The following is a 12,613-nucleotide window of genomic DNA, read 5'->3' as shown; positions in this document are numbered from 1 at the left end:
AATGGGCGGCGCTCCGGGCCGACGGCTGTCAGGATCTCCTGCCGTGACCCTTCCCGCCGGCTGGACCACGCGCCGGCCCACCCTCGACGACGTGCCGGCGATCCTCGCGGTGGTGCACGCCGCCGACACCTTCGCCATCGGCCATCCCGACTTCGACGCCGAGGATGTCGAGCAGGCGCTGACCGCGCCCCACTTCGACCCGAGCCGGGACTCCTGGCTGGCGCTCGACCCGGACGACACCGTCGTCGCCTGGGCGACGGTGGACAACCCGACCGGGGTCGGCCGGGAGTTCGTGGAGGTCTACGTCGACCCCGAGCGGGCCGCCACCCTCCGTGCGCCGCTGCTCGCCCGCCAGCTCGACCGGGTCGCCGAGCGCGCCGCGGAGCGGGGACTGCCGGCGCTCACCGCCCGCTGCGCGGTGTTCGCCCCGGAGCGCGACTGGGACCGGAACCTGCGGGCCGCGGGTTTCACCCTGGCCAAGCGGTACGTGCGGATGCGCCGCACGTTGGCCGACCTGCCCGCCGAGCCGGCGATGCCGCCGGGCGTGACGGTGCGGCCGGTCCGCTTCGACGACGAGGCCGAGCTGCGGGAGTTCCACCGGATCCACGACGCCGCCTTCGGCGACACCCCGGACCACGAGCCGCTGTCGTACGAGCGGTGGCGGGCCCGCATCGGTGACGTGACCGCCTGGGACGAGTGGTTCGTCGCCGAGGTCGACGGGGTGCTCGCCGGCGCGTTGCAATCCTCGGACCAGGCGCTCGACCAGCAGGAGGGCTGGGTGAAGAGTCTGTCGGTGCTGCCCGCGTACCGCCGCAGGGGTGTCGGTGCGGCGCTGCTGCGCCGCGCGTTCGCCCGCTACGCCGACAAGGGCCGGCAGTTCGCCGGCCTCGGCGTGGACCTCACCAACCCGACGGCCCCGGTGTCGCTCTACCGCTCGGTGGGCCTGCGGGAGACCGGGTGGACCGACATGTACGAGCGGGTCGTCCCGGCCGCCGGTGTGTGATTGACGACCCCGGCCGGGCCCGACGGGCGTCCGGATCGGCGCCGGTTGCAGACTGGGGGCGTGGGATGCGCGCTACGGGGACGCGGTGCCGGTAGGGCGGGACCGCAGCTCGGTGACGTAGTCGTCCGGCGCGCCCGCCTTCTCGGCGGCGTTCGCGATCTCGGACAGGTACCACGACGTCGGCAGGCCGCCCTCGTACCCGTCGAACACGTAGATCCACGCCGTGACGTCGCCGTCGAGGGTGGAGACCCGTACGTGCAGCTTGCGGTAGGTGCCGGCGGTCACGCCCTCGATCTCGTCGAGCTGCGCGGCGTCGTACGGGTGGATGTCGTAGATCGCCACGAACACCCGGTCGCCGGGGGACTCGACGACGGTGCTCACCGCGCCCTCCCAGCCGATCACGTCCTCCCCGGCGAAGGTCAGCCGCCACCCCTCCAGCCAGCCGGTGCCGACCATCGGGGAGTGCGGGCAGTAGGCCCGCATCCGGGACGGATCGAGGTTTGAGCCGTAGGCGGCGTGATGACCCACGGCGATGACGATAGCCCGGCGGATGGGTGGGGGAGAATACGACTGTGCGTGTCGGATGCGCTCGGGAGAAGAAAGTCACTGTGAGCACCAACGAAGGGCGAACGTGGTGAGCGCGAGGAGTGCAGCGCGGCGGAGCCCCGCAGTCGCGAGCGAAAGGATGGCGCTGTGAGCCGGATCGTGATCATCGGCGGTGGGCCGGCCGGGTACGAGGCGGCACTGGTCGCCGCCCAACTGGACGCCGATGTCACCGTGGTCGAGGCCGACGGCGCGGGTGGGGCCTGTGTGCTCTCCGACTGCGTACCGTCGAAGACCTTCATCGCCAGCTCCCAGGTGGTCACCGGCTACCGGGACACCGAGGAGTTCGGGGTGCACTCGGACGGCCTGGAGGCGGTGACCGTCGACGCGCAGGCCGTGCACGCGCGGGTGAAGCGGCTGGCGTTGGCGCAGTCCGCCGACATCCACGCCAAGCTGCTCAAGGCGGGTGTCACCTTCGTGGCCGGCACCGCCCGCCTCGGCGAGGACGCGCTCGGGCACACCCACCGCGTCATCGTCACGCCCGCGGACGGCGGCGAGGAGTACCCGATCGACGCCTCCACCGTGCTGGTCGCCACCGGCTCGACGCCCCGGCAGTTGCCCACCGCCGTACCGGACGGCGAGCGCATCCTGACCTGGCGTCAGGTGTACGACCTGTCGGACCTGCCGGAGCACCTGATCGTGGTCGGCTCGGGTGTGACCGGCGCCGAGTTCGCCAGCGCGTACCTCGCGATGGGGGTGGAGGTCACCCTGGTCTCCAGCCGCGACCGGGTGATGCCGCACGAGGACGCCGACGCGGCGTCGGCCATCGAGCGGGTGTTCCGTAACCGGGGCATGAACATCCTCAACAACTCCCGGGCCGACGCGGTGCGGCGAACCGCCGACGGGGTCGAGGTGGAGCTGTCCGACGGGCGCAGGGTCACCGGTTCGCACGCTCTCATCGCGGTCGGCTCGATCCCGAACACCGCCGACCTAGGCCTGGCCGAGTACGGCGTGGAGCTGGGCCGGGGCGGTTACGTCACGGTCGACCGGGTCTCCCGGACGAACGTGCCCGGCATCTACGCCGCCGGTGACTGCACCGGCGTGCTGCTGCTGGCGAGTGTGGCCGCCATGCAGGGTCGGATCGCCATGTGGCACGCCCTCGGCGAGGCCGTCCGCCCGCTGCGGCTGCGGACCGTCGCCGCGAACGTCTTCACCGACCCGGAGTTGGCCACCGTCGGCGTCTCGCAGGACGAGGTCGACGCGGGCAAGGTGCCGGCCCGGCAGGTGATGCTGCCGCTGTCCGGCAACGCCCGGGCCAAGATGGACGACCTGTCCGACGGCTTCGTGAAGTTGTTCTGCCGCCCGGCGAGCGGTCAGGTGATCGGCGGCGTGGTGGTCGCCCCGAAGGCCAGCGAGCTGATCCTGCCCATCACCATGGCCGTGGAGAACAATCTGACGGTCAACGAGCTGGCCCAGACGATCACCATCTACCCCAGCCTCTCCGGCTCCATCACCGAGTCCGCCCGCCAGCTAATGCTCCACGAACTGGAGTAAGCGCCCGCGCCCCATCCTCGTCGATCATGGACTTGTGGTGGCCGTTATGCGGCGTCACACCCCTTTCGTGGGGCACCACAACTCCATGATCGACGGGTGCACGCCGGACCTGGGTCACCGCGACCGTCGCCAGGACCGCTACCTCGGTGAGGATCAGGAGGCGTTCGGCCAGGCCGATGAGCAGGCGGTCTCCGGGGTAGGCGGACCAGACCATCGCGGCCGACAGGGCCAGGCTGAGCACGACCAGGGCGCGTAGCGTCCTGGCGGTGGGCGTCAGGTCGGGGCGACGCGCGAGCAGCCAACCGCCGACGGGGAGAGCCAGGAAGGCGACCACCGACGCGTACCGGTGCACGTAGGCGGATGCGGTCATGGCGGTGCCCGGCTCGTTCGTCGGCACCACGGCGGCCAGCAGCAGCCCCGCGACCCAGGCGACGAGCAGCAGTTCGGCCGCTCGGCCGGGCGGCGGGCCGGTACGACGCAGCCCGTACATCACCGCCGCGGTGGCGAGCGCCAGCACCACCATGGCGACGTCGATGACACCGCCCCGGTCGGAGACGGCGAAGTCGCTGATGGTCAGCGCCCACGGGTTGAGGTCGTCGTTGACTTCCAGGTGGCCGATCACGGTGAGCAGCGCCGCCACGGCGATCCCGCCGAGGGCCAGCAGGCCGGTACTCCGGGTTTCAGGCATGCCTCAGCCTGTCGCCGCGAACACCCCAGCCAGATCCGGGACCGCCACCGACTTGGCCCCCAAAACCCACCCCTAGAGGCCGGTCCGCCCTCGCCCCCGCCCCCGCCCCCGCCCCAGCGCTCGCCCCCGCCCCCGCCCCCGCCCCCGCGCTCGCCCTCGCGATCTTGCACTTTCGGCTGCCGTTATGCGGTTATCCGCCACAATTGCCGCGACCGAAAGTGCAAGATCGCGGAGAGTGGAGAGTGGAGAGCGTGCACTCAGTCGACGGGGCCTTCGGCGGCGGCGCGGGCGTGCCGGGCGCTGACCAGGGTCATCGCCCAGCCGGCCGCCGCGAAACCGGCCGCCGCGGCGACGGCGATGATGGCCAGCCGCCAGGCCGACTCGGTGAGCGCGGTGCCGCCCAGGTGTCCGATCAACGCGCCGTAACTGGCCCAGCCCAACGCGGCGATCATCTCGTAGAGCGCGAACAGCCGGTACGGGTAGCGGCTGCGGCCGGCCGAGAAGCAGGCCGCCATCCGTCCGCCCGGCACGAACCGGCAGAGCAGGATGACCAGCGGGCCGGGTTGTCGGAGGCCCTGGGTGACCCGGCTGGCGACGCGGCGGGCGCGGCTGAGCTCCGCGTGCCGGGGTGCCCGCCGGTCCGGGGCGAGCCGGCCGAGCAGGTAGCAGGCCAGATCACCGGCGAACACGCCGAGCGCGCCCACGGCGATGGTGACCGGCAGGCTGAGGCCGCCGTACACGGTCAGCGCGCCACTGGTGATCATGACGATCTGGGTGGGGATGACGGGTACGAAGGCGTCGGCGACGAGGAGCCCGAGCAGCACCAGGTACGCCCACGTCGGCGACGCGACGTCAGTCAGTAGTTCGGGCACGCCTGCCACCTCGCCGGATGCGGCCGATTGGGTGTCTTGAGCCTGACGGCATGGCCGGCGTCACGGTGGAGGGGCCCGGGGCGTCGTGACCGCCGACACCACAGGGCCACCCTGTTCCAACGAGGCAGGCGTCCCGCTGGTGACGGTCCCAGCGCGGCCTGAGGTGGTCGCCGGATCGGCGTGCGTCGGCGTACCGTGGTCGGCGCGGCCCAGCACGCCGGGTCCCCCGTTCCTGACGATGCGGGCCGCTCAGGGCCGCCGGCGGGTCCCGCGCCGGCGGCCCGTCCCTCTTCCCGCCGCCGCAAATCCGGGTGCGTCCCCGACCGCCCGACGGGTAGCGTCGCGGCATGCGCAGCGCGAAACTGACGACGACGCCGGGTGTCCCCGGCGTGCCGCGCTGACGTAACCACCGTCGACCAGGCCCGGGGCGATCCGCCCCCGAGGGCCGTTCGGCGTTCGGTGTCCAGGTCGCCTCCGGGTCGTACCCGATCCAGGAGCCCGACATGATCGACCACCGTAGGCTCGGCCGTGAGCTGGACCTGTTCGTCTCCGACCCGCTGGCCGGCGCCGGCCTGCCCATCTGGTTGCCGGCCGGCGCCGCCGCCCGGCACGCCGTCGAGGAGTACGTCCGGGAGTTGGAGCGCCGCTCCGGCCACCGGCACGTCTACTCGCCGCCGCTCGGTAAGCGGGAACTCTTCGAGCTCTCCGGCCATCTCGGCTACTTCGCCGACGACATGTTCCCGCCGCTGCGACTGAGCGCCGACGACGAGTTCGTGCTCCGGCCGGCGCTCTGCCCGCACCACGCGTTGGTGTTCCGCGCCCGGGGCCGCTCCTACCGGGAGTTGCCGCTGCGCGTCGCGGAGCTGGGCGGGATGTACCGCGCGGAGCGTTCCGGGGTGCTCGGCGGTCTGTCCCGGGTACGCGCCATCTCCCTCAACGACGCGCACATCTTCTGCGCTCCCGAGCAGGTCGGCGCGGAGGTCACCGAGATCCTCGGGCTGATCCGCGCCGCGCACGCCGCGCTCGGCGTACGCCCGGCGGGGTTCCGGCTGTCGCTGCGCGGACCGGGCGGGAAGTACGTCGGCGACGACGCGCAGTGGGCCCGCGCCGAGGACCTGCTGCGGGGCGCGCTGGCGGGGGTGGAGTACGTCGAGGCGCCGGGCGAGGCCGCCTTCTACGGGCCGAAGATCGACATTCAGATCGTCGACGCGGCGGGCCGGGAGTCGACCATCTCCACCATCCAGGTCGACTTCGACAAGCCGGAGCGGTTCGACCTGTCGTACACCGACTCGGACGGCGGCCGGCGTCGGCCGGTGATGCTGCACCGCAGCCTGGTCGGCAGCATGGAACGGCTGTTCGCGTACCTCATCGAGGCGCACGAGGGCGCGTTCCCGGCCTGGTACGCGCCCGTCCAGTTGGTGGTGCTGCCGGTGGACGACCGGCAGGCCGACGCGGCTGCCGACCTGGCCCGCCGGGCCGTCGACGCCGGGCTGCGGGTCGAGGTCGACGCCGCCGGCTCGCTGGGCGCCCGGGTCCGGGACGCGGCCCGCCGCCGCGTCCCGTACCTCGGGGTCCTGGGTGCCTCCGAGGCCGCCGCCGGCGCGCTCGCCCTCCGGCTGCGCGACGGCCGTGCCCTGGCCCCGATGCCGGCCGACGCCGCGCTCGCCCTGATCGGCGGGCAGGTCGCCGCCCGCGCGGCCGACCTGCTCCCGCCGGGCTGACCCGCCCGCCGATCCGGTTGTGTGCACGACCGGCCGCCCTCAGACCGACGCCGGTTGAGCGGCGGTGGCCGGCTCCTCGTCGACCGCCGCGCCGGTGAACTGCGAGCGGTAGAGCCGGTGGTACGCGCCGTGCGCGGCGAGCAACTGCTCGTGGGTGCCCTGCTCGACGATGCGACCCTCCTCCATCATCAGGATCAGGTCGGCATCCCGGATGGTGGAGAGCCGGTGCGCGATGACGAAGCTCGTCCGGTCCGAGCGCAGCGCCGCCATCGCCCGCTGGAGCAGCACCTCGGTACGGGTGTCCACCGAGCTGGTGGCCTCGTCCAGGATGAGCAGGGACGGCTCGGCGAGGAACGCCCGGGCGATGGTGATGAGCTGCTTCTCGCCGGCGCTGACGTTGCTGCCCTCCTCGTCGATGACCGTGTCGTAGCCGTCGGGCAGGCTGCGCACGAACCGGTCCACGAAGGTGGCTCGGGCCGCGGCGACGATCTCCTCCTCGGTGGCGTCGGGTCGGCCGTAGGCGATGTTGTCGCGGATGGTGCCGCCGAACAGCCAGGTGTCCTGGAGCACCATGCCGATCCGGCCACGCAGGTCGTCGCGGCGCAGCGTGGTGACGTCCACCCCGTCGAGCGTGATCCGGCCGGCGTCCAGCTCGTAGAAGCGCATGATCAGGTTGACCAGGGTGGTCTTGCCGGCGCCGGTCGGGCCGACGATCGCCACCGTGTGCCCCGGCTCGGCCACCAGCGACAGGTCGTCGATCAGCGGCTTGTCCGGCGCGTACCGGAACGAGACGTGCTCGAACTCGACCCGGCCGTGCGGGTCGACGACCCGGGCCGGCTGGGCCGGGTCGGGACTCTGCTCGTCGGCGTCGAGCACGGCGAAGACCCGCTCGGCCGACGCCACCCCGGACTGGAGCAGGTTGGCCATCGAGGCGAGTTGGGTGAGCGGCTGGGTGAACTGGCGGGAGTACTGGATGAACGCCTGCACGTCACCGAGGCTCATCGCCCCGGAGGCCACCCGCAGACCGCCGACCACGGCGATGGCCACGTAGCTCAGGTTTCCGATGAACATCATCGACGGCATGATGATCCCGGAGATGAACTGTGCGCCGAAGCTCGCCCGGAACAGTTCCTCGTTCTTCGCGTGGAAGGCGGCCTCCACCTCGCGCTGCCGGCCGAAGACCTTCACCAGCTCGTGCCCGGTGTACGCCTCCTCGATCTGGCCGTTCAACGCGCCGGTGTGCGTCCACTGCGCGATGAACTGCTTCTGCGACCGCTTGGCGATGCGTTGGGTGACCAGCACCGACAGGGGCACCGCGACGAGTGCCACCAGGGCCAGCAGCGGCGAGATCCAGAACATCACGGCCAGCACGCCGATCACGGTCAGCAGCGAGGTGAGTAGCTGACTGAGGGTCTGCTGGAGGCTGGTGGAGATGTTGTCGATGTCGTTCGTGACCCGGCTGAGCAGCTCGCCACGGGGCTGCCGGTCGAAGTAGGGCAGTGGCAGTCGGTTGAGCTTCTCCTCCACCTCGGCGCGCAGCCGCAGCACCGTGCGCTGGACCACCCCGTTGAGCAGCCAGCCCTGCCACCACGCCAGCACGCTCGACGCCAGGTAGAGCCCGAGCGCCAACAGCAGCACCCGGCCCAGCGCGTCGAAGTCGATGCCCACCCCGGGCACCACGTCCATCCGGGACAGCATGTCGGCGAAGCTCTCGTTGCCGCTGGCCCGCGCCGCGGCGACGGCCTGGTCGGCGGTGGTGCCCGCCGGCAGTTGCCGACCGATCACCCCGCTGAAGATGAGATCGGTGGCGTGGCCCAGGATCTTCGGACCGGCCACGCTGAAACCGACGCTCACCACGGCCAGGGTGATGATCGCGCCCAGGTGCAGCCGGTGCGGGCGCAGCCGGCCGAGCAACCGTCGCGCCGACGGTCCGAAGTTCATCGACTTCTCGGCGGGCATTCCCGCGCTCATCCAGGGCGGGCCGCCGCCTGGTCGGCCCGCCGGCAGCCGCTTCGGCGTCTGCCCGTCGCCGCCGGGCTGCTGCGTGGCTCCGCCGCCGGGCTGCTCGGCGTCGCCGGTTGGCGTCCGCGGGTCGCCGGCCGGCTTCTGACTGGGTACGGCCGCGGCGCGCGGCTCGTTCCGCTCGCTCACGCCGCCACCTCCGCCGTCTGCTGGGAGGCCACGATCTCGGCGTACGTCGGGCAGGTCTCCAACAACTGGGCATGTCGTCCCACTCCGACGACCCCTCCGTTCTCGAGCACGATGATCTGGTCGGCGTCGACGATGGTGGACACCCGTTGGGCCACGATCACCACCGCCGACTGCGCGGTGATCGGCCGTAGCGCCGCCCGCAGCCGGGCGTCGGTGCCGAGGTCGAGCGCGGAGAACGAGTCGTCGAACAGGTAGATCTCCGGCTGCCGGACCAGTGCCCGGGCGATGGCCAGGCGTTGGCGCTGCCCGCCGGAGACGGTGCTGCCGCCCTGTGCGATCGGCGCGTCCAGCCCGCCGGGCATCTGGGCCACGAAGTCCCGGGCCTGGGCGATCTCCAACGCCGCCCACAGCTCCTCGTCGGTGGCGTCCGGGTTGCCGTAGCGCAGGTTGCTGGCGACCGTGCCGGTGAACAGGTACGGCCGCTGCGGCACCAACCCGATGCGTCGCCACAGCTCGTCGGGTTCCAACTCGCGTACGTCGACCCCGTCGACCAGCACCGCGCCGTCGGTCACGTCGACCAGGCGCGGGACGAGCGACAGCAGGGTCGTCTTGCCGGCGCCGGTGCTGCCGATGATCGCCGTCGTGGTGCCGGCGGTGGCGCGGAAGGAGATGTCCCGCAGCACCGGCTCGACCGCCCCGGGGTACTGGAACCGCACCCCGCGCAGCTCCAACTCGGCCCGGCTGGGCAGCTCGGTGACCGGGGTGGCGGCGGGGACCACCGAGGAGTCGGTGTCCAGCACTTCGACGATGCGTTCGGCACAGACGGCTGCCCGGGGCACCATCATCAGCATGAAGGTGGCCATCATGACGGCCATCAGGATCTGCATCAGGTAGGCCAGGAAGGCGGTGAGCGCGCCGATCTGGATCGCGCCGGAGTCGACCCGCTGCGCGCCGAACCAGAGCACCGCCACGCTGGACACGTTGAGCACCAGCATGACCACCGGGAAGATCAACGCCAACAACCGTCCGGTACGCAGGGCGGTGGCGGTCAGGTCGGCGTTGGCGACACCGAAGCGCTCCGTCTCGTACGGCTCGCGGACGAACGCGCGGACCACCCGGATGCCGGTGATCTGCTCGCGCAGCACCCGGTTGACCGTGTCGATCCGGGTCTGCATGAGCCGGAAGCCCGGCACCATCCGGCGGATGATCGCGCTCAGCGCGACGGCCAGCACCGGCACGCTGACCAGCATCAGCCAGGACAGCCCGATGTCCTCGCGCAGCGCCATGACCACCCCACCGACGCTCATGATCGGTGCGGCGACCAGCATGGTGCAGCTCATCAGTACGAGCATCTGCACCTGTTGGACGTCGTTGGTGTTGCGGGTGATCAGCGACGGCGCCCCGAACCGGGCCACCTCGCGGGCGGAGAAGCTGTTGACGTGCGAGAACAGCCGGGCGCGGACGTCCCGGCCGAAGCCCATGGCGACCTGCGCGCCCAGGTAGACGGCCGCGATCGAGCAGACGATCTGGATCAGACTGACCAGCAGCATCCAGCCGCCGGTGTGCACGATGTAGCCGGTGTCGCCCCGGGCCACGCCCTTGTCGATGATGTCGGCGTTGAGGCTGGGCAGGTAGAGCGAGGCCATGGTGCCCACGAACTGGAGCAGCACCACCGCCACTAGCGGTCTGGAGTACGGGCGCAGTTGGCCGCGTAACAGTCGGATCAGCACGACGTTTCCTCCGCGTCGGTGGGTCGTCCGGTCATCTGCGGGTCGTGGCCGCTGCCGATGACTTCGAGTAGGAACTCCCGGATCACCTGGGCCTTCGCCGGGTCGGCGTCGACCGAGGTGAGCGGGCGTCCGGAGTGCATGAGAGCGCCGAGCGCGGCCACCCGTTCCCGGCCGGCGGGGGTGATGGCGAGTCGGATGCTGCGCCGGTCGCTGTCGTCGCGCTGGCGCTCGACCAGGCCGTCGCGTTCGAGGGTGTCGACGATGCCGGTCAGTGTTGCCGGGCGGACGAACCCCTTCTCGGCGACCTGGCGGTGGGGCAGCTCGCCGTGCCGGGCGAGCGTCATCAGGGTGATCATGCCGGCCTGGGTGAGGCCGTGTTCCTCGGCGAGGAAGCGGTTCCAGCGCTGCCCGACGAGGTGCCCGGCCACGACCAGTAGTCGTCCCAGCGGCACATCCTGGAGGGTGATGAGTTCCACGAGAGCAGATTAGCCCCCTGATAGTCAGGGGCCAAACGAAATAGCCGCGGCGGTGGCGACGAACACGAGTTGCAGGATCGCGCGCTGACCCAGTGGGGTGACCGGGCGTCCGGCGAGGGTCAGCCTCCGGCGTGCGGCCGAGGCGTTCGCCGGGAACATCGCGAGCAGGAGCAGGCCGAGCCCGGCCGCGGCGAGGCGGGCGGTCGTCGGGATCAGCAGCCCGACCGCCCCGACCAGCTCCAGTGCGCCGGTGAGGGTGACCAGCAGGTCCGGCCGGGGTAGTCGGGGCGGAACCATCGCGATCAGGTCGGCGCGGCGTCGGCCCACGAAGTGCGCAACGCCGGTCAGCACGAACATCAGGGCCAGTCCGACCCGCAGCGCGGGATGCCAGCCGTCGAGCGCGGAGACGCCGGCCAGGCCGGCCAGGCGGGCCAGTGCGCTGCCGGCGATCAGGACGATCAGGGGTGCCATCGGAGTCCTCCTCGGGGAAACTTGTCGGTGACAAGATTGCGGTGGTCGGTGGCATCTTGTCAATGGCAAGATTAGGATTCGGGCATGACCGAGACGCGTCCGTACCACCACGGCGACCTTCGCCGCGCCCTGCTCGCCGCGGCGCTGCAGGCGATCGAGGAGGTCGGACCCGCCGCGCTGAGCCTGCGCGACCTGGCTCGTCGGGCCGGTGTCTCGCACGCCGCGCCCGCGCACCACTTCGGTGACAAGGCGGGGCTACTCACCGTTCTCGCCACGGAGGGCTTCGACCGGTTGGCGCAGGCGCTGGTCGCCGCCGGCGACGACCTGCTGACGGCCGGCGTCGCGTACGTGGACTTCGCGGTGTCGCACCGCGCCTACTTCGAGGTGATGTTCCGGCCCGAGCTGCACCGGGTCGACGACCCCGAGCTGACCGCCGCCCGCGAGCGGGCCGGCGCGGCACTCCGCGCGGGGGTGGCCGCCCGTGGCGCATCCGGCGACACCGGCCTGGACTCGCTCGCCGCCTGGTCCATCGCCCATGGATTCGCCACTCTGTGGCTGGCCGGCGCACTACCGGACCGCGTAGGTGGCAGCCCCGGCAACGCAGCCCGCGAAGTCCTGGGCCGCCTAACTAGGTAGACACGCGGCAGCATCCCGCGTCGCGAAGCGGCGTGGGGTGGGTCGTGGTGTAGCAGTGGCTGACGGCGAGGTCGAGAGTGACGCGGCAGAGCCGTGTGCGGAGTTGGGGCGGGCACCGATTCGGGTAGGCCCGTTTCGTGTTGAACCTTGGTCGTGGATGCCCCGTTGGGGAGCTGGACAGCGGTCATCCACGCGAGAGGACCAGAAGCATGCCCCGACGACGCGAATCCGCCCCCGCTTATACGCCGATGGCCTACCAGCAGATCATCGACGACCCGGGCCTCGCCGATCCCAGCCTCGTGCTGGACTGGGCACACAAGTCAGGTCGACTCGCCCGCGGCTCCGATCACATCGCCAAGTTGAGCCGGGGAGTGTTGGGGGACTTTGCCCGGTCGCACGGGCTCCCCGCCGGCTACTTCACACTTGAGTCAGATGGCGCGACATATTTTCTGGGAAAGCATCCTGATCTTGCCCCCGGCGGTGCCGACCCGAGGTCCGTGGCAGCTCGGCGAATTGACCCGCCCGCTCGCTGGGGGCGAGTGTTCGTACCGGCGGCCTATCAGGCGGTTATCGACAACCCGAGCATCGCCGATCCCAGCCTCGTGCTGGACTGGGCACACAGGTTAGGTCGACTTGCGCGTAGCTCCGATCACCTCGGTCAGTTGAGCCGGGCAGTGTTGGGGGAATTTGCCCAGTCGCACGGGCTCCCCGCCGGCTACTACACACTCGAGTCAGATGGCGCGAAGTATTTCCTGGGGAAGCATCCTG

At 71.5% G+C, this 12,613-nt stretch carries 12 protein-coding genes; 5 read left to right on the top strand and 7 right to left on the bottom strand.

The window, feature by feature from the left end:
- Nucleotides 1-43 precede the first annotated feature (43 nt).
- Complete coding sequence (locus tag AB0J36_RS16050) at nucleotides 44-1,003, top strand: GNAT family N-acetyltransferase (RefSeq protein ID WP_363660809.1); 960 nt, start codon at nucleotides 44-46, stop codon at nucleotides 1,001-1,003.
- A 72-nt stretch (nucleotides 1,004-1,075) separates the two neighbouring features.
- On the opposite strand, the gene AB0J36_RS16045 is transcribed toward AB0J36_RS16050, so the two are convergent.
- Complete coding sequence (locus AB0J36_RS16045) at nucleotides 1,076-1,531, bottom strand: gamma-glutamylcyclotransferase (protein ID WP_357175024.1); 456 nt, start codon at nucleotides 1,529-1,531, stop codon at nucleotides 1,076-1,078.
- Nucleotides 1,532-1,696: 165 nt separating this feature from the next.
- Here AB0J36_RS16045 and AB0J36_RS16040 point away from each other — a divergent pair, with 165 nt between their 5' ends.
- Complete coding sequence (locus AB0J36_RS16040; RefSeq protein WP_357397210.1) at nucleotides 1,697-3,100, top strand: NAD(P)H-quinone dehydrogenase; 1,404 nt, start codon at nucleotides 1,697-1,699, stop codon at nucleotides 3,098-3,100.
- Here AB0J36_RS16040 and AB0J36_RS16035 read toward each other — a convergent pair.
- A complete protein-coding gene (locus tag AB0J36_RS16035; RefSeq protein ID WP_363660808.1) occupies nucleotides 3,057-3,788 on the bottom strand; it encodes a DUF998 domain-containing protein in 732 nt (243 codons plus the stop codon). The two genes, AB0J36_RS16040 and AB0J36_RS16035, sit on opposite strands and share 44 nt — an antisense overlap.
- A 257-nt stretch (nucleotides 3,789-4,045) precedes the next feature.
- Nucleotides 4,046-4,660, bottom strand: coding sequence for a DedA family protein (locus AB0J36_RS16030; protein ID WP_357395847.1), 615 nt, complete (start codon nucleotides 4,658-4,660; stop codon nucleotides 4,046-4,048).
- A gap of 503 nt (nucleotides 4,661-5,163) precedes the next feature.
- On the opposite strand from AB0J36_RS16030, the gene thrS reads away from it, so the two are divergent.
- Nucleotides 5,164-6,381 carry a threonine--tRNA ligase gene (gene thrS, locus AB0J36_RS16025; protein ID WP_357395850.1) on the top strand — a complete coding sequence of 406 codons (1,218 nt, stop codon included), beginning with the start codon at nucleotides 5,164-5,166 and terminating at the stop codon, nucleotides 6,379-6,381.
- Nucleotides 6,382-6,420: 39 nt separating this feature from the next.
- Here the strand turns inward: thrS and AB0J36_RS16020 are convergent, their stop codons facing one another.
- The 4 genes from AB0J36_RS16020 to AB0J36_RS16005 form a co-directional block, all read right to left on the bottom strand.
- Nucleotides 6,421-8,340 (bottom strand): ABC transporter ATP-binding protein, encoded by a 1,920-nt coding sequence (locus AB0J36_RS16020; protein WP_357130428.1) that lies wholly within the window; start codon nucleotides 8,338-8,340, stop codon nucleotides 6,421-6,423.
- 188 nt (nucleotides 8,341-8,528) lie between these two features.
- Nucleotides 8,529-10,262, bottom strand: coding sequence for an ABC transporter ATP-binding protein (locus tag AB0J36_RS16015; protein WP_357130291.1), 1,734 nt, complete (start codon nucleotides 10,260-10,262; stop codon nucleotides 8,529-8,531).
- Entirely contained in the window at nucleotides 10,256-10,738 is a 483-nt protein-coding gene (locus AB0J36_RS16010; RefSeq protein WP_357130288.1) for a MarR family transcriptional regulator, read from the bottom strand. Before AB0J36_RS16010 ends, AB0J36_RS16015 begins: the two co-directional genes overlap by 7 nt.
- Nucleotides 10,739-10,762: 24 nt before the next feature.
- Nucleotides 10,763-11,209 (bottom strand): DoxX family membrane protein, encoded by a 447-nt coding sequence (locus AB0J36_RS16005; protein ID WP_357130285.1) that lies wholly within the window; start codon nucleotides 11,207-11,209, stop codon nucleotides 10,763-10,765.
- Between the two features lie 84 nt (nucleotides 11,210-11,293).
- Between AB0J36_RS16005 and AB0J36_RS16000 the strand changes: the two genes are divergently transcribed.
- The gene (locus tag AB0J36_RS16000) at nucleotides 11,294-11,845 is read left to right on the top strand and encodes a TetR/AcrR family transcriptional regulator (protein WP_357395859.1); all 552 of its coding nucleotides are present in this window, start codon (nucleotides 11,294-11,296) and stop codon (nucleotides 11,843-11,845) included.
- Nucleotides 11,846-12,093: 248 nt separating this feature from the next.
- Nucleotides 12,094-12,613: hypothetical protein (locus tag AB0J36_RS15995; RefSeq protein ID WP_363660807.1), on the top strand; the 520-nt coding region annotated here is incomplete at its 3' end.

It is taken from the genome of Micromonospora sp. NPDC049662 (assembly GCF_040675055.1).
In the GTDB taxonomy this organism is placed as follows: Bacteria; Actinomycetota; Actinomycetes; order Mycobacteriales; family Micromonosporaceae; genus Micromonospora.
Note: the sequence above shows the minus strand (reverse complement) of the source record. Positions and strands in the feature narration are given on the sequence as shown.